This window comes from Janthinobacterium sp. NKUCC08_JDC (assembly GCF_019345575.1).
Taxonomy (GTDB): Bacteria; Pseudomonadota; Gammaproteobacteria; order Burkholderiales; family Burkholderiaceae_D; genus Janthinobacterium; species Janthinobacterium aestuarii.
The window spans coordinates 249,674-265,363 of record NZ_JAHKQW010000005.1; the positions used below are offsets into that span (position 1 = coordinate 249,674).

The 15,690-nt window shown below is 60.6% G+C and carries 18 protein-coding genes; all 18 read right to left on the bottom strand.

The annotated features are described in order from the left end of the window. Position 1: 1 nt before the first annotated feature. The gene (locus tag KO538_RS15440; protein ID WP_219328841.1) at positions 2 to 1,423 is read right to left on the bottom strand and encodes a conjugal transfer protein TraH; all 1,422 of its coding nucleotides are present in this window, start codon (positions 1,421 to 1,423) and stop codon (positions 2 to 4) included. A gap of 10 nt (positions 1,424 to 1,433) precedes the next feature. After that, positions 1,434 to 2,288: a conjugal transfer protein TraF gene (gene traF / locus KO538_RS15445; RefSeq protein WP_219328842.1), complete on the bottom strand. Its 855-nt coding sequence runs from the start codon at positions 2,286 to 2,288 to the stop codon at positions 1,434 to 1,436. Then, entirely contained in the window at positions 2,285 to 2,698 is a 414-nt protein-coding gene (locus KO538_RS15450; RefSeq protein ID WP_219328843.1) for a hypothetical protein, read from the bottom strand. The genes traF (KO538_RS15445) and KO538_RS15450 overlap by 4 nt, the downstream gene beginning before the upstream one ends. After that, positions 2,692 to 4,005 (bottom strand): conjugal transfer protein TraN, encoded by a 1,314-nt coding sequence (traN, locus tag KO538_RS15455; protein ID WP_219328844.1) that lies wholly within the window; start codon positions 4,003 to 4,005, stop codon positions 2,692 to 2,694. The genes KO538_RS15450 and traN overlap by 7 nt, the downstream gene beginning before the upstream one ends. A 2-nt stretch (positions 4,006 to 4,007) precedes the next feature. Further along, on the bottom strand, positions 4,008 to 4,781 hold the full coding sequence (gene trbC / locus KO538_RS15460) for a type-F conjugative transfer system pilin assembly protein TrbC (protein ID WP_219328845.1): 774 nt from the start codon (positions 4,779 to 4,781) through the stop codon (positions 4,008 to 4,010). Then, positions 4,771 to 5,784 (bottom strand): conjugal transfer pilus assembly protein TraU, encoded by a 1,014-nt coding sequence (gene traU, locus KO538_RS15465; RefSeq protein WP_219328846.1) that lies wholly within the window; start codon positions 5,782 to 5,784, stop codon positions 4,771 to 4,773. Before traU ends, trbC begins: the two co-directional genes overlap by 11 nt. After that, entirely contained in the window at positions 5,781 to 6,473 is a 693-nt protein-coding gene (gene traW / locus KO538_RS15470) for a type-F conjugative transfer system protein TraW (RefSeq protein WP_219328847.1), read from the bottom strand. The genes traU and traW overlap by 4 nt, the downstream gene beginning before the upstream one ends. Before the next feature lie 14 nt (positions 6,474 to 6,487). Then, positions 6,488 to 7,012, bottom strand: a complete 525-nt coding sequence (gene traF, locus KO538_RS15475; protein ID WP_374106856.1) for a conjugative transfer signal peptidase TraF — start codon at positions 7,010 to 7,012, stop codon at positions 6,488 to 6,490. Next, the gene (locus KO538_RS15480) at positions 7,009 to 7,353 is read right to left on the bottom strand and encodes a hypothetical protein (protein ID WP_257620385.1); all 345 of its coding nucleotides are present in this window, start codon (positions 7,351 to 7,353) and stop codon (positions 7,009 to 7,011) included. The genes traF (KO538_RS15475) and KO538_RS15480 overlap by 4 nt, the downstream gene beginning before the upstream one ends. A gap of 5 nt (positions 7,354 to 7,358) precedes the next feature. Continuing rightward, positions 7,359 to 9,926: a type IV secretion system protein TraC gene (gene traC / locus KO538_RS15485; RefSeq protein WP_219328850.1), complete on the bottom strand. Its 2,568-nt coding sequence runs from the start codon at positions 9,924 to 9,926 to the stop codon at positions 7,359 to 7,361. Between the two features lie 26 nt (positions 9,927 to 9,952). Further along, positions 9,953 to 10,615: a TraV family lipoprotein gene (locus tag KO538_RS15490; protein ID WP_219328851.1), complete on the bottom strand. Its 663-nt coding sequence runs from the start codon at positions 10,613 to 10,615 to the stop codon at positions 9,953 to 9,955. A 2-nt stretch (positions 10,616 to 10,617) separates the two neighbouring features. Beyond that, positions 10,618 to 11,394 carry a DsbC family protein gene (locus KO538_RS15495; RefSeq protein ID WP_219328852.1) on the bottom strand — a complete coding sequence of 259 codons (777 nt, stop codon included), beginning with the start codon at positions 11,392 to 11,394 and terminating at the stop codon, positions 10,618 to 10,620. Next, positions 11,378 to 12,760, bottom strand: a complete 1,383-nt coding sequence (locus tag KO538_RS15500) for a TrbI/VirB10 family protein (RefSeq protein ID WP_219328853.1) — start codon at positions 12,758 to 12,760, stop codon at positions 11,378 to 11,380. Before KO538_RS15500 ends, KO538_RS15495 begins: the two co-directional genes overlap by 17 nt. A 6-nt stretch (positions 12,761 to 12,766) precedes the next feature. Beyond that, positions 12,767 to 13,573, bottom strand: coding sequence for a type-F conjugative transfer system secretin TraK (locus tag KO538_RS15505; protein ID WP_219328854.1), 807 nt, complete (start codon positions 13,571 to 13,573; stop codon positions 12,767 to 12,769). Then, on the bottom strand, positions 13,524 to 14,126 hold the full coding sequence (traE, locus tag KO538_RS15510; RefSeq protein WP_099411757.1) for a type IV conjugative transfer system protein TraE: 603 nt from the start codon (positions 14,124 to 14,126) through the stop codon (positions 13,524 to 13,526). The genes KO538_RS15505 and traE overlap by 50 nt, the downstream gene beginning before the upstream one ends. Positions 14,127 to 14,142: 16 nt before the next feature. Continuing rightward, complete coding sequence (gene traL, locus KO538_RS15515) at positions 14,143 to 14,442, bottom strand: type IV conjugative transfer system protein TraL (RefSeq protein ID WP_092804423.1); 300 nt, start codon at positions 14,440 to 14,442, stop codon at positions 14,143 to 14,145. A 44-nt stretch (positions 14,443 to 14,486) separates the two neighbouring features. Continuing rightward, the gene (locus KO538_RS29415) at positions 14,487 to 14,867 is read right to left on the bottom strand and encodes a hypothetical protein (RefSeq protein WP_257620386.1); all 381 of its coding nucleotides are present in this window, start codon (positions 14,865 to 14,867) and stop codon (positions 14,487 to 14,489) included. 171 nt (positions 14,868 to 15,038) lie between these two features. After that, positions 15,039 to 15,608 carry an OmpA family protein gene (locus KO538_RS15525; RefSeq protein ID WP_219328855.1) on the bottom strand — a complete coding sequence of 190 codons (570 nt, stop codon included), beginning with the start codon at positions 15,606 to 15,608 and terminating at the stop codon, positions 15,039 to 15,041. Positions 15,609 to 15,690: the final 82 nt, after the last annotated feature.

Below are 15,690 nucleotides of genomic sequence, written 5' to 3' on the forward strand. Positions count from 1 at the left end.
ATCAGTGCATGTAGGCTGCCCGGCGACCTAACATATCAAGCACATGCTGCGGAATATTCGCGCGAATATGCCGTTCCAGGTGTTCCAGGTCGTTGGACACCTCCGTGAGGGAGTTCACCTTCTGGTAGACGAGGGTCTTTTCGCGAGACAATTGGGCCAGCATGTCCTTGGCGCGCAGCCGGATTTCTTGGGCTCTCCCCTGCTGTTTCATGTCTAAAGTAAAGTCTTTCTCCAGAGCTTGCATCCCCAACCGCAGGTTTTTCTCCAGAAACATGTAGGCGTAATCCGCGGCAATCACATCCCGATACGTGGCAATCAGCTGCTCATTGGCTCTGGCAGAAGGAAACGATGCGCCGATCGACAGCATGCGGTATACAGGCTCACTGGTCTGATTCACAAAACCGACCTCCGGCGACATGTTGGGAATCGGTGTGCGCGTCTCGATTTTGTAGGCGATCGAGCGCATCAGCTTTTCGACCTTGACTGTAAACGGGGTATGGACGTACTCGGGGTCGATGGTGACCTGGTCGCAGTTGGTGTAGTTGTTGCAGCGCAGAACCGTTTGGTAAACGTTGCCGCCCCCCGCATCCGACTGGCCATAGAGCAGCTGGGAGATCGATGTGAAGGTCGGTGCGATCGGATTCGGGTCTCGTCCGTCCGAATAGAAAATAACGGTCCCGACCATGCTCATGATCATTTCCCGCTCTTTGTCGTCGAGGTAGTTGCCGGCGAGCTTGAGCGATTCCCAAGTGAGGTTGCCGACGAACGGCGCCTTGTTTTTGACCAGGGGATCGGAGGATTTGCGCGCGGTATCCAGAATGGAGCCCTTGTCGGACTTGCAGCGGACGGCTGCGGCGGCATAGTCCGATTCGAGGCCCAGCGAGACGGCGATGTCCTCGCAGGCCTTGCTGGAGCTGAATCCCGTGGCCTCGGCGGCCGACGAGACGAGGGATTTGGCGGTGTTGCAGGAATTGATTTGTGCATTCGTCATCATCGATTCGAGGTTTTTGGTCCACTTGGTGATACCGCCGAGCATCGGGGACACCGATTCGAGCGCGAGTTGAAACGCTACGCCTGGCAGCGCGGAGGTGACGTTCTTGAGCATGTTCTTGAATTCGGCCGCCGAAATGTAGGAGAACGAGCCGCCGAAAAGATCAATGCCTCCACAGCCGGCTTTGGCCGTCGGGTAGTTAATTGCCATTAATTGATACGTCTTGTTCGGCGCGCGCAGCATCAGGCTGCCGCCGCTATAGGTGTTGTAGACCTGGCCACGGAAGGCGCCAGGCGCCGAGTAGTTGCCGATGGCGCCGAGGTCGTTGAACATCTTGTTGACTTCGGCATTCAGGTCACCGGCGAAGGCCAAATGGCTATAAAGGGTACTGGTGGACAGGGATAGTGCGATGATGAGTTTGCGCATAGGCATGATGAACTCCTTAACGAGATGGGTAATTGGTTGTCAGCGGCGCTTCGACGGCTTCTGCGGCGCGCGGCCACAAGGCGTCGATCCGTTCCACCAGCTGGCCTTCCGACAGCACACCAAAACCGACCGGCATGATCTTGCCGGTGATGGGTTGTGCCAAAAAAAGCGCCGGAACCTGCTTGACGTTGAGCGTGGCGGCGGTACCGTTGTCGGTGCGGGCATTGGTAAAGCCCGGCACCGCGCCGCCATCCAGGCTGACCGGCAGCACCTGGATACGGTATTTCGTGGAGAACGCCCGCAATACCGGCCCATAGGCATGGCAGTACGGACAATCGCCACGGAAGAAGAACATCAGGATGTGGTCGCTCCCGATGTTGGCGAGGGCGGAATATCTCTCCTGCATCTGCACCTGTTCAAATACCTCCAGCGCCTGGGCATTCACGGGGCGGCCTTGCGTGGTGGGGTCCAGGTCCGGATTGGCCCACGCCACTTTCTGCGACAGGTCGGCAAACAGCGAGGCATTCCTGACGATCTTCGATTCGAGCTCCATGTAGCGGCGCACATTGGCGACAGTCGGGCTCATGACGGCGACGGCCTTGAGCTGTTCCAGCTGCAGTTGCAACTCACGCAGCGCCTTGACTTCAGGCGGCGGCTGCGGCGTGGTAGGCTTTAGCGGCGCGACCGGCGCAGGCGTTACTACTTCCTTCTGCGGTTCGTGCATTGCCGGGTCGTCATAGAAATGCCAGCCACGCCGCACATCGGCCTGCGCGCCAGCAGCGTGGCCTAATGCCGGGCCACTGGCGGGAACCTGGGCGTGTACGGCTCCGCATGCGAGCAGCGCTGCCAGACAGTAGGGATACTTTCTCATGGCGCTTTCTCCAGGCGCAGATTGGCGGGCGGCTGGCCATTGCGGCAGTAATTGATGCCGATATCGATCGTTTGCTTGTTTGGTGCCTGCCCTGCCGCGAGCCTGACGCCTTCCTGCCAAAAGCGGACGTTGAGCCGGCGGCAACCGTCCTGGGCGTAGCGGACCAGTGTCGTGACATCCATGAAGATCGCAGAGGAGGCAGAAAAGCGCTTGGTGATCGCGTCCGCCAGGTCTCCCGTCAGCATGCCGGCTGCACGGCCGTCTGGTGCATCGATGGCCGCCAACATCAGTACTTTCGGATCGTTCACCGCCACGCGGGGTGTGGTTTCCGGAGCCGCACAGGTTGCGGCGCAGAGCATGGCAGAGCAAAGGGCAAGCGACACCCTGCGCGTCGTGGTTCGATTCAGCATTTCCCTCTCCCCAGATAACAGGCTGGCGCACGCTGGGCGGCAGCATCCTTCAGTGCCGCCACGTTGGGCAGCGTCGGCACGATCGAGGCATAGAACTCGGTCAGATCGAGTTTGGCAAAGTCGATGCTTTGCAATTGATCCACGCTAAAGCCAGAACAGGCAGGATTTTTTGGTGCTCCCCAGCCCATGCCGAGCTGCACCCTCCCCTGTTCGTTGATCATCCTGGCCAGGCGCGAGTTAAAACAGCATTTAGAGGTCGTGTGCTCGATGCACGCCACGCATTTCCCTAATACCCGGATGCAGGAGCTGCACCAGGTGCCGATGGTGTGGCACAGCTGGGCGCCCTCCTTCATCGCCAGCTTGCCCTCGCCGGCGTTGCAGGACATCATCGAGACCGCGATGTACATCACCGCAGTCATCGCCAGGCTCCAGGGATTGAACGCGATCGCCAGGTGTTCCGTGGTGGCCAGCGTGATGGAACCTGCCGGCAGCGCCGTGCCATTGACGGCCACCGTCACACCAAACGTCGTATAACTGCCGCTAAAGCCGCCACTGATCAGCAATGCCTTGGCGCCTTGCGTGACAAATTCCCGGTTACCACTGTTCATCAGGATGTCGAATACCAGGCGCGAGCCGATACCAAACAGGGATTGGTTAGTAAAGTGGGCCCCGGCGCCATCCGTATAGCAGCAGTTTTTGAGGAGCCGGTTGCGGCAGGTATTGCCTTCCCCATTGAACAAGGTCATGGTCTTCGGATCGAGATAGACGCCGGCCTCGCGCACTGCCTCCATGTAAGTCATGACCTGTGCAAAATCGACGTCATTCGTATAGCTAGTATTGAAACATTGCGTGCCAAGACAAAACGTCTTGGGTGCGCAGGTGGCGCCGGCAGGACAGCCGGTGGTGTACGCGGCCAGCGCCGACTCGGCACTCAAGGGATCGCGGGCGATGGCTTGCGCGGCGGCGATAGCCGGATCGGTGGCCAGCACGGGCGGGCGCGGCGCGTTGGCCGAGTTCAGGGCACCCACTTGCGCAGCGCAGGCCGGGTCGCCGGGCGTCAGGGCGCAGGCCGCCAGGTGAGTATTGGCATCGCTTTTGAGGTTACTCTTACCGTGGTAGACGGTTTCGGGAGGCGTGAGCGTATAGCCAGGCACGTGGGCAGTGGCGCTCTGGGTGGTGACGCTGGCCCGGGCCGCTTGGTTGGCGGCCGTGGCGGCAGCTAGGTCCTGGTTGACTTGCGCCAGGACAATGGCAGGCAGCATGCTGCTCAAGCAGCAGGCGGTCGTCAGGGCGATCAAACGGCGCATGGCTATTTCCTCATCTTCTCCAGGAAGCGGCCGGCGCTATCGGCAAAGCGCGGTGCGCGTTGCTGGATGGTTTTGAGCGCGTATTCAAGCGAGACGTCGCCGGCGACGCGAACATAAGCATCCGGCGCGAAACAACTCCCTGCCCCGCAGGCCTGGGCGGGTGCACCGGCCCGCAGTAAAACGAAGGTCGGCGCCTGGCGTACGATAAAACGGTCAAATGCCTGCGGATCGATTTGCCATGCCACCTTGCGCTCGCCCATGATTTTTTGGACATGCACCACGGTTTTGACCAATGATCCGTCGTCCAGCCCCCGTAGTAACAGGGTCGCCTGCAGCTGCGCGGCTTGCATTGCCAGCTTGTGCAGCGCAGCTTCCGGCATGGCGAAGGTCACAAAGACCAGCAGCCGGTCGCCGTTCAACGGGGCAAGCGCGATTGGGTTAGATGCCGCTTCGTAGCCTTTGGCAATGGCGCCCAGATCGACGGGTGGCGTTGGGCGAGGCTGCGGCAAGGCGTCAATCCGCATCCGTGGCGTAGTGGAAGTTGGCCCTGGCGACGGGTCTTGCGGCATGGGATTGGCCCGTACCGCGCGGGCGATATCCTGCTCGGTGATGACCGGCTGCAGCTTTTTGGCGCGTTCGATGTCCGCGTCGGTGATCGTTGGTATCGCCTGCGCCGCCACTGCCTGGGCCAGGAACAGTGCACTTAGCCCTGCCATGGCACGCAGCGCAGCAGGCCTGGCGCCCGGAGAGGGCACTTGGATCGGATTAGTAGCCAACACAGCAGTTCCTTTTTCGAAATAACATAAACGCAAAATCTTCGCCTTTCACGGGGTATTCCTTGCCCGCTCCCCAGGCGATGGTGGTGCGACCAAAAGGCTGGCAGCATTTGCCCAGTTCCTTGTCAGTGGCCGGAATCGGATACGTCAGCTGGGATTTGTAGGCCGTCTTGTCCATTTCCGGCAGGAAGTACGGACCGCACAGCCCTTTCTGGCCATGCATGCCCCATGTCAGCAGCTCGCGGTGCATCTTGGCGGTGAGGCGCTGCATCATCAATTCGGCGGTGCGCACCCCGCCCACGTGGTAGGCCGCGTGACCATCGAGCGGGAAAAGACCTCCCTGGCAGCCGGCGCACCAGAACAATTCCGAGCGGCCAAATCCCGCCGTGGCAGCAACGCAGTCCGCAGCGCAGGCGGCGACGGCGCCGGGATTGGCGAAGAGGACCGTTTCCGGATTGATAATTAAGGTGAGCTCATCATCGTTCCACAATGGATCGACCTCGGTCATGTACGCGATATCGAAGGAGCCGGCTTCCAGGCAGGGGAAATCGGCGACCGCCTTGAGCCAGTACATGACCGGATTGACATAAAAATGCGCCTGGTAGAAGGCATCCTGGGCGCCGCCTGCGTCCGTGGCCCGGGCGGCTTCCGGCGCAGGGATGCCCGGATTGAGATCGATGCCACCGAGGGACACCAGGCAGAAAGGTTTACGCACCACTTCCACGTGGCGCACGGGCTCCCAAAAGCCGATGGACAGGCCGATCACCGGATTGACTTTGCACGTGCAGATCGGACTGGACGGATTGGCCGTGTCTTCCTGGCCGCCCAGGTTGCCCACGGTGACGCTGCCCAGGGAGATCGGCAGGATGCATGACCAGCAGATATCCGTGATCGGGTTCGGGAAGGCGCCAGTGCAGGTTCCGACCGGCGCCGCCTGGGCATGGCCTGCCCCGATGAGGAGCAGGATCAGGATCAGACCGATGGTGTGTTTTAGTAGGCTCATCTGGCCACCACTATTTCGTCGATGCGTAGGCGCATGCCTTCCTGGTAGACCAAGGCCGGGACATGCCGGATGCCAAAGCGCCCTACTAATCTGCCCTGCTGATCGAAGTAGATCCGCGTTTTCCACTGTTTCATCAGCTCCAGATACGAACCGCCGACGAGTACCGGCTTGATCCGCGCGCCATCGCGCTGGAGCAGGCTGCGCGCCATCCTTGCCTGTGCAGGATCGCGAGCGTCAAAAAACAACAGCTTTTTCGACATGGACGTGATCGCGAGCGGATTGGTGCGGGTGCCTGCAGGGAACAAAACGTGACCCTGTGCATCGAGGATGTTCTTGTCGAGCACATAGGTGGGGTCAACATACAGAGTTCGTGGTTCCTTCGCCGGCGTCAAACCAGCGACAGGGGCCGGATTGGCCACGGCCGCCCTGCCTTTGGCGATCGCCTGCTCCTGCAGTGCGTGAAACTGGCCGCTCTTTTCCAGCGCACGCAGGCGCTGGGCGATCATGTCGAGCAGGTTTTGCTCGGCAATCGGATACGTCGGCCCGATCGCGGCCAGTTCCTCGGCCTCGGCCAATGCTCCCATGAGGCCACTGGCCAGCAACAGGACGGACAAAATCCGCCTGGTCAGCTCACCGCATGGCAGGCAGTGAAAACCCCGTGTCGTGGGTGCGGGTTCAGGTAATGGCATGATTTGCTTTTCCTTCAAAAGATCGGAATGACGACGCCCAGGACCGCGTCGACGTGTACCAGGCCATTGATGCTGTAGCGTGAATCGAAGCTGTCCGGGCTGGTGCCTTGTACATAAAAATACGAGGGCGGAATCACGGTCTCGGCGATGGGTTCGAGCCGGAGGTGTTTAACGGTGGTATGGGTCTTGGCAATGCCGACCTCCTCGCCATTGACGAAAACATGGCGATCCCGGACGGTCACTTTGTCGCCGGCCACGCCGCGCACAATCTTGAAGAACGGCTGGTGGTACAGGCCGGGGAAGACGCGGTACGCCGCCCCTTCGAATGCATAGACCACATAATCTCCGCGACGGATGCCGTCCGCCCGGTAGTCGACCACTGCGACCGTGTAGGGCAAGCTGGGGGTCACGTTAAACAGAATAGGCAAGCGCGGTGTGGCATCGATAAACAGACGCACATAGGCCAGTGTCCAGATCACGACCAGCACCAGGTACAGATACCAGCGTCTGCGCACATGCTGAAAGAAATCGTGGGTCACAGCTTTACCTTTTTTCTGAGCAATGGAGTGAGATCGATCAATGTTGCGCGGCTGCCGATCACCGCCGTTTTGTCGACCACCAGGCATGCGCACTCTTGCGGCAATTGCGCCAACGCAGCAGCAAAACGGGGGACGAATCGTTCAGCATCGGATATCGCCTGCCGCCGTTCCATGTCGGTACGGCTGGTCGTCATGGCTTTGAAGTACTGTTCCTGTTTTGCATTGAAGACGTTCGCCGCGTCGACGACCCCGATGACCAGCATCGGCCGCAGCACCAGCCGGTCATAGGCCGCAATGCCGATCGCCACGAAGCAGGCCGATACGAGGATATTGATCAACATGATTCTCATTGGAGTCCCCTGTCGGCCAGTACCCGGGCGATGGCCTCGTCGATGGAGTAGCCTTGGGCGCGCAGGGCGTCGATCGGCTTGTTATCGGCGAGTTTGTTCGAGAACAGCAGCTGTGTGGCGTGATCAATGACCAGGCGTACGACGCCTTCACCGATCGGCGACGAGACGTACATTTCCGCAAAGGCGCCGGCCTCGGTGCGTAGCGATTTAAGTAGCCGCTTTTTGGCCGCATCCATGACGATGCGCTTGTTGCTTTCGAGGATTTCAATCGACTCCGGTTTTTGCCGCAGCAGGAAAACCCAGTCGGAGCAGTTGAAAGCGGCCGTCATTTGCACCGAACCGTAATAATCATCGGCACCCTGCGTCGCGGTGCCCAGTGCACCGCCGTATTTGCGCGCACGCCGGGCTGCTTCTTCCACCACGGCGGCCTTGACCGGGTCGTCCGCACCGATCTCTCCAAGCTGTTGCTTGAGTTCATCGATGATCAGGAGCTTCTTGCGATCACGGTTCAGGTACATCTCTCCGGTGATCTGGTACATCTGCAGGATATTGACGACGGCATGCAGATCTGGCTTGCGTTTGAGTTCTTCGTTTTCGATCACGACGAAGTCATTCGAGAAGTCGACGTTATTCTTGCCCTCGAAGAAGCGTTCGTACTGCCCGTCCTTCGAGTATGGATTGAGCATGATGGCAAGATCGCGGATGCGGTCATCCTCTTTGATTTCGAGTTCGGCAATACTGCCGCTCTTGAATTCGTCGCGCAAAGCGGTGATCGTCAGATCATTGCCATATGATTTCCAGAGCTTCAGCAGGACTGTAGAAATTGCCTTGTATTGCACTTCTTGCAATTGCTGACTCATGGAACACATCTTCGCCAGGGCGGGCAACAGCATATCGATGTCTTCGTGAATGTCATTGACCGCCGTAAACGGGTTCAAAATGATCTTCGAGCGAGCGCTGAACTCGACATGCGTGCCATTGGCTTTCTTGCACAGCTTCTCGAATGAGCGCCCGAGATCAAGCAGGCGCACTTGCGCACCGCCGGAACGGTATGACCAGGCTATCTCGTTGAGGGTGACGGACTTGCCTGAACCTGGAGCGCCGACGACGGCAAAATTGTAGTTGCCCAGGTCGTTGTCATACAGATCCAGCGTCACGAGCTGGCCGCGGCGGCCGGCGAAGATGAGCGTTGGCGTGTCGGTTCCTCTCCATTCCGCCAGCAGGGGTGCAAGATGGATGGCGTTCGCCATGGATTTGCGCGTCACCCGCTTCATCTTCTTCATGTCGTTGTGGAATGCGGGCGTCAGGGTCATGGGCAAGCTCGCCAGCAGCGCCTGCCGGTGCATGTACACATCGGCATTGAGTTCAAAGCCGCTTGCACGCCAGATGGCCCTGGCCGCTTCCGCCGCCGCCGTCGCCTCGGCGGGCGGACAGAAAATGGCCAGCTGGTGGTACATCGAGACGAGGTTGCCGCCGACATCCATGGCGTTGGCGACGGCACTCCAGTCTTCCTGCTTCTTCTGCACGTCCGGCATGATGGCGGCCATCTTGCTGGCCGCGTTCTGTGTCGCGCGGATATGGTTCGCCGTAATCAATGTCCGCGTCGTGTTCGTATCGAGGATGTGCACGCCCATGGTGAGCAGGAACGGCGCACGGTACTGCAGTGCCGGTTGCATGGCGTGGCCGATGAGCGCACCCATCTGCCAGAGGGGAAAACGTCCCGGAAACGATTTAATGGAGAAGAAGCGTGCTTCCACCTGCTGCGGCTTGCCTGGCTTCGAAAACCGGATGCCTTCGTTGGTCGGCTCCTGGACGGTATCGAAGTCCACAATCTGATCCCGCAGTTCTCTTCCCTCATCGTAGTGAATCCATGGGATGAAACCATCTGTGAGCCGGTGCGGATTGGTGAACAGTGCGCACCAGTTGATTAAGTCGGCCGCATCGCATTCTTTGCTGGGTATAGAGGCGGCGTCAAGGGTGCTTGCCATCGAGTCGCGCAAACTGATCGCCGCTTCGCGCTGGCCGATATCATCGGCGCGTCCGTCCACCGTGACGCTCATCATCAGTCGAAAGTCGCGCAGCGTAAAATGAAATCCCTTGGTCAGGGATTTCTGGCTCCCGGCCAGCAGATGTTGCACGCGCTGGCGTGCCAGCTGGCGGTACAGGTTACTGTTCCGAGCCGGCCGGCCCCACTGCTGCGAGTTTTCATATTGATCCTCGTCTTCCATGCGCATGTTGGCATATTGAATCAGCGGGGCGCGGATGTCCGGCGAGCCAAACAGATGAAATTGCACACCCGTGTTCGCGGGACAGTTGGTGTACAGGCTTTGCAGCACCTCCACCATACGTTCGTCGGCGCCGGCCTGGGGCATGAGTTCCAGCATGAAGCCGAGCCGGTGATGGCGATTGATGAACAGGTGCTCGCTGTCGACATAGGGACCGTACGGCAGCCAGCTGGAAAACTGATCCTTGGAAAACGCCTCACCTCGGCTTAATCCAAACAGATCCCAGAGGCCAGCGCGGATCCCTTCGCCATCGTTTTCTGACGTGAAGAACTTGAGCATATTTGTCCTCTCTGAATGCAATACCGCTATTGGCTTGTCGCCGACGCTGGAGACGGCGCGCCTTCTGGAACCGTCGTGACGGTCCCGATGGGAGGATCGGCAAGCGCTCCCGCTGGCGGCAAGGTTGGCCGTGTTTCGGCGCCGGAGTTGGTCTGTCCAGAGGGAGACGCAGTACCCGAAGATGACGCCTGCTGAGGTGCGGGCGGTTTCAGGGGAGCAAAGGCATCACGGATCTGCCGCTGCGCGTGGGCGATCTGCCACCGGCCAGAGTCTGTCTGCAGGTAGACAAAGGACTGATCGTGGAGATCATGGTCGCTGTCCTCCCACGGCTTGATCCAGAGCCGCATGACGCGCGGCGGCGAGCGCAGTGCGGCGGGTTCGAACGCAGGCAGTCCCTGCATGGAACTGCCGCTGGAGGCCGCTTTGGCCATCGTGTACATGCTGCGCGGGGCTGCAGGTGGCCTGCCCTTGGCAGCTGCCCCTTTGGCCGCCGCGCCGCCGCCCAATGTCAACGAGTTGTAGTAATTGCCGGATACGGAGTTGCACTGCACGCCTTCCGGCGCCTTGCAGGCATATTCGGACTTGCCGCCCAGGCCTGTCATGTCGCCGCACCCGGCCAGGAACGTCAGGCAAACCGCTGCGGCGGACAGGTTGTTGACGCGGAATGAATTCGATGGAATCAGCTGCATGATTACTCCTTGGGGTTCTTGGTGGCTTGGCGGCTGGACGCGGCTTGCGCCAGATGGACCTCGATCTCGCTGGCACTGATAAAACCGGTTTCCCGTGCGCCATCAGCAAAGAAGAAGGTCGGCGTGCCCTGTATGGTCAATTTGCTGGCCAGGGCCAGGTTGCGGTCGAGCGGATGGGCGCATTGGGCTGGTGCGCCCTCCCCGTCCAACGTGCCGCTGACGGCGCTGCGCCAGGCAGCGATGCGATCGGCAGCGCACCAGATGCGCAAAGGTAAAACCTGGTCCTGGAACGGCACCATGAAGTTGTAGATGCGCAGGTTCGGGATTTTCGCCAGTTCCGGTTCGAGCTGGCGGCAATACGGACAATGTGGATCGGTGAAGAGATACAGGACGCGTTCGCCCTTGCCCTGCGTGGAGACGATCGCATCGGTCAACGGCAGCTGGCGGACATCGATAGCCGCTGCCGTCGGTGCTGCCGGGCTGGCGGCGTTGCTCCGCTGCTGCAGTTTCGGTGCGGTCAGGTCGCGCATGGCACGCAGATCGACCAGGCGGCCAAAGATCATGTAGTCAGGGCGTGTATCGGCGACAAAACCGACGTTGTCGCCCATCCACACCTCGAAGACGTGGGGGATCGGTGTCGCCGTGACCATATCAAAGGCCGTGCCGGGATAGGTTCGCTTCAGCGCGGCGAGCAGTGTGTCCTCGGCCGTACTGGCGTGGGCACCGAGTGTGGCGGCGCAGGTGAGTGCGGCGAGGGCCAGTCTAGTCAGCATCTTCATTGGGAACCTCCATCGTGCGCTCGGCAAGGCCAAGCTGATCCTGCCGGTCCGCGTCGCTGCGTGACATGGGCCGCGCGGGAATGCGCACGCCGCGCGTCAGCACCACGTCCACTTTGCGGCCCGCATGCACCTCGATGACGGGAAACGTCTGTTCGGCCAGCCGGATGTAATAGTTGGCCAGGTTGTTGAGCGCGCTCCCCATGCCGCTGCCAATGCCACGGCGGAATTGATCGCCGGTGCCGCCGGTCGTCGTCGACAGGGTGCCAAACGGCGAAGTCGTAAATGAGCTGTTGCCTTGTGCAAAACCCTGGCCGATGCCGCTGACGATGCCGGCGCGCAGGCTATTGGCCAGCAGCTGCCCCTGTTTGGAGACGAGCGTGCCGCGCAGCCCCAGGTTGCCATCCTCCCCAAAGATGTTGCCCTCGATCTTGACCTCGACCACCGAGCGGTCGTAGCGGATGCAGGAGAGCACGTCAGTGCGCAGGTACGCGCGTTCGGAACTGATGTCGCCATAGCCGGAGGCAACCACAAAGCATTCCTTGACGTCCGCGCGGAACTGATTCGGCAGGATGGCGGCGGCTGAAATCTTGATAAGTGCCGGCAGCGGATTGCTTTGCGCCTGGCCGCCCGTCGGCGCATCGATCCCGCCGAGCAGTTCTCCCGGCAGGACGCCGACTGGGAGAAAGTCGTCCAGCGTGTTTACTGGTTTCACCACATTGGCCCCGGCCTCCTTGGCGGCCCCGGTGTTCCCGCTGGAGTCTGTCGCTGCGCCCAGGGAGACGCGGATCATGGGGGCGAGCGTCTCCGGTGGCTCGTTTGGCCGCAGTAAGCCGGTGTTGCCACTGGGTACGTCGGTGGCAGGTGGTCCTGGCGGCGCGTTGCCACCGAGTGGCGTGCCGGGAGGGTACTGCGACGGAGCCGGCGCCGATGGCTGGGGAATGGGCGGCGTGACGGGCGCGGGCGGCGCTGGTGGCGGCGCTGGTTCTGCCGTGGCGGCCGTTTTTGCTTCCAGATCCGCCAGGCGCTTGAGCAAGGCTGCTTCGACGGCCTTGCGATCGCTGTTGATTTTGTCTTGCGCTTCCTTGTCACTGTCATATTGGGCCAGCTTCTTGCCGGCATTGCCGACCCATTGGTCTTCCGGCGAGATCTGGCCCGGCACCATCATGCTGGCATCATCCACATTGACGGTGGCGCGTTTGTCGGTCGACTTGGGAAGCTGCCGGGCGGGGCTGCCGGACTCGGAATAGGCCAGTACCGCCCACAGGACGCCAATGCAGGCTGTCACGATACTGGCGGCGGCCAGGTACTGCTGCTGCTTGGGCGTGAGCCGGGCCGTGAGCGATTTCAATGTTTGCATGATACGCATGGCGGTTCACTCCCCTGCCCGAATGACGTAGACCCGCGTGCTCTCGTTCGGACGCAAGTTGAGGTTGTCGATGGCGACGGCCAGGACATCGCCATCATCGCGGTCAAATTCCTGTTCTGCGAGTACCAGCGGCGCACCGCTGATATTGCTGAGCGCATAGGTCTCGCCGATGAGGCCACGGCCTTCAAACTGGCGGATGAGCTTCATTTCTGCTTCCGCCCACAGCAGGCGCGCTTCGTCGCGCTCTTCCATCCGGACGTCGTCTGGCACCTGCTCGGAAGCCATGAACATCAGCATCGATTTCAGGGAGCGGATGAATGTGGCGGACCTCCCCGGCGCCACTCCGCCGGCATTGGCTGCCTTGACCTGGCGTCTGGCCGACTTGTCAGAGATCACGATGGTGTCTGCAGGAACCTCCGCACGGTTCAGGCGCAAGGTGTAGGTCGCCGTGGCGGAAGAAATAAACAGGTTGATCGGCTTGGCAGCAGTGCCCACCGGCTGAATATAGATTTCGCCTTTGGCCAGGTCACAGGCAAGCGACAGCTGGCCGCCGGGATTGACGGTCGTGCCGGCACCTGGCGCCACGGGCAGGCTGGCGTCGGCAGGTTTGGACGCACAGTTGCTGCTTGAATAAATGTTGCCGACGACGTCGATGATCTTGCCGCCCTCGATGCGGATGCGCGTCGGTTCATGTGCGGCGATGACCGCCTCGATGGCGGCGCCGTCCCTGACCTCTCTGATCTGGTCGGCCCAGGCGGGCAGCTCAACGAGCCCCAGCAGCAGCCACGCCAGTGGCAGTATCCGGTTTTCCATCTTTCAACTCCTTAAAATCTTTCAAATGCACGCGCGCGCCACGGAAGACGAAGTCTGCACGGTAGGTCTTGAGGCTGTCAGAGGTATTGGCCCCGTTCACCTGGGTTTTGAGGTAGCCGGTCATCGTCACCGATTGCGTTTCTTCGTCCGGCACCAGCTGCTGCATCTGGAAGTAGGTGCTCGCATTGAGCTTCTTCAGTCTTGCCGCCTCCAGATCCTGGCGGGTCTTGATGCTGCCGGCGTTCTCCGGCAGGCACCAGCTGAGCAGCATGTCCTTCTTCCATTCGATGGACTTCGGCGTGACGTCCAGCATCAGGTAGGCGATATAGCCGGACATCTGCACCAGATAGTCGTTGCTGGCCTTGCCGTCCTCGATCCAGAACGTTTTATTGATAGCCGGCGGCACAATGACAGTGCGTTCCGTGCCCGCGATGCGGACAATGATGGTCAACGCCAGCATCAGGCAAACGGAAAGGATGCCAATGGCCAGGCGCTGGTCAAATACGCGGCGCCGCAGAGCGCCCAGGTCATCCTGATAGGTTTCCAGTTTCACGGTGCTCTCCTTGGTCCTACCCAACCATCTTGCGGATATGCGAAGGCGGGGTCGAGCGCATGGACGTCAACGGGCTGACAGGCAGGTACCAGTACGCCCAGTGCAGTACAAAGGCCGGATGCTTGTCCGCTTTTTTACGGCTGAGCCAGCGCGACACAGCGACGCCGGCGCAGACCGCGAGGAAAAATCCGAGTTTGCTGCTGGCCAGATAGCCGACAAAGATCGAAAGGAGGACGGGAAAGGCGACATCAAAGTCCCATAGGCCAATCTTCCATTGGTCGTCTAGCCGCCGCGGAATATAGGTGTCGGCTTCCATGGCGTCCTCCTTTTCTCTATGTGCGGTGTCTGCGCCAGCCTGGTTCAGATCGTGGCGCCCATAATGGCGCCGCCAATGACCAACCCGACCGAGCCGAAAATCGCCAAGCCGATGAAGAACAGCACCGGACTGAAATTACGCAGGGCGGACAGCGAGATCAGGGCCACCACGAAGCCGATGAAGCCGACCAGTGCTTTCACGCCGGGTGCCAGTGCGGCCAATTGCGTCAGTGCTGACGTCAACGGGCCGGTGATGCCGGTGAACGCGACGAGGTCGATGGCGGTGACGGGGATCGCAGCGAGCAGGCCCAGGGTGATCAGGGTCAGAAGTGCCAGGACCTTGGCCGTAGTGGAGACGCGCAGGCCAAGCGGCCGCTTGCAGTGTTGTTTGAAAGGGAGAACTGTGACGTATTGCAGGGTGTTCATGTGCATTCCAATCGTGATCGTGAAGAAAATTACCTAAAACTGTCTGTGCGGGCGGCTAGGTGATGCGGCATGGCAGCCTAGGAGGACCACGGACGGGACATTGCCACGCGATCGTGCCCGGCCGGCACGCTCCCCATGCCGAAGTCAGGTTGATCAGGTGAGTTGGGGTTCTCATCTCTGCACCTGCCGAGGTGCGTCGGCGGTGAGGCTGAGCTCTACCCTCCGGTTGTTCTGGCGACCCGTTTCGGTCGCGTTGGCGGCGGCGTAACAGCAAGCACCGCTGCTTTCCACCTCAAGCTGAACTCCAGGCACGTGCAGATGGCGGCGCAGATAGCGCTCGACCCTGGCTGCGCGCTGGTGTGCGATGGCATCGTTCAGGGCCGGCGTTCCGGTGTTGTCTGTTCTGCCAGCGATACGAATATGGGACGCTGGCTGCACCAGCGTGAGAAATTGCTGCAGAATGTGTTGGGCCGCTCTATCGATGCGGGAAGAGCCCGGCGCAAAGTACACCGTCAGTTCAGTGACATCGGACAAATCATTTTCGTTCGCTGCATCGGTTCCCACGGGTCTCCCAGCCAGTGTCCGCTGGGTGCTGACTGCCGCGATCGTGGTGTGCGGCACCTCTTCAATGTGTACATCCCGTCTTGCCAGCGTCTTGGACGTGCGCGTAGGGCAAGCTGGATCGATACACAGGCCATAGCGTGCCTGTCTACCGTAGTAAAGCTGGGTGATGTGCTGCAAGTGGGACCCAGGCGTGGCTGTGCGGGAAGGCAGTCCTGCAGGTTGTGGCTGGGTATGCACATTTGCGCAGGAGGCCATCAGC

Bases quoted from the DNA above. Each gene is read 5' to 3' on its own strand.
- KO538_RS15440 (WP_219328841.1), bottom strand. From the start codon at position 1,423: ATGCCTATGCGCAAACTCATCATCGCACTATCCCTGTCCACCAGTACC.
- traF (WP_219328842.1), bottom strand. From the start codon at position 2,288: ATGAGAAAGTATCCCTACTGTCTGGCAGCGCTGCTCGCATGCGGAGCC.
- KO538_RS15450 (WP_219328843.1), bottom strand. From the start codon at position 2,698: ATGCTGAATCGAACCACGACGCGCAGGGTGTCGCTTGCCCTTTGCTCT.
- traN (WP_219328844.1), bottom strand. From the start codon at position 4,005: ATGCGCCGTTTGATCGCCCTGACGACCGCCTGCTGCTTGAGCAGCATG.
- traU (WP_219328846.1), bottom strand. From the start codon at position 5,784: ATGAGCCTACTAAAACACACCATCGGTCTGATCCTGATCCTGCTCCTC.
- traW (WP_219328847.1), bottom strand. From the start codon at position 6,473: ATGCCATTACCTGAACCCGCACCCACGACACGGGGTTTTCACTGCCTG.
- KO538_RS15480 (WP_257620385.1), bottom strand. From the start codon at position 7,353: ATGTTGATCAATATCCTCGTATCGGCCTGCTTCGTGGCGATCGGCATT.
- traC (WP_219328850.1), bottom strand. From the start codon at position 9,926: ATGCTCAAGTTCTTCACGTCAGAAAACGATGGCGAAGGGATCCGCGCT.
- KO538_RS15490 (WP_219328851.1), bottom strand. From the start codon at position 10,615: ATGCAGCTGATTCCATCGAATTCATTCCGCGTCAACAACCTGTCCGCC.
- KO538_RS15495 (WP_219328852.1), bottom strand. From the start codon at position 11,394: ATGAAGATGCTGACTAGACTGGCCCTCGCCGCACTCACCTGCGCCGCC.
- KO538_RS15500 (WP_219328853.1), bottom strand. From the start codon at position 12,760: ATGCGTATCATGCAAACATTGAAATCGCTCACGGCCCGGCTCACGCCC.
- KO538_RS15505 (WP_219328854.1), bottom strand. From the start codon at position 13,573: ATGGAAAACCGGATACTGCCACTGGCGTGGCTGCTGCTGGGGCTCGTT.
- traL (WP_092804423.1), bottom strand. From the start codon at position 14,442: ATGGAAGCCGACACCTATATTCCGCGGCGGCTAGACGACCAATGGAAG.
- KO538_RS29415 (WP_257620386.1), bottom strand. From the start codon at position 14,867: ATGAACACCCTGCAATACGTCACAGTTCTCCCTTTCAAACAACACTGC.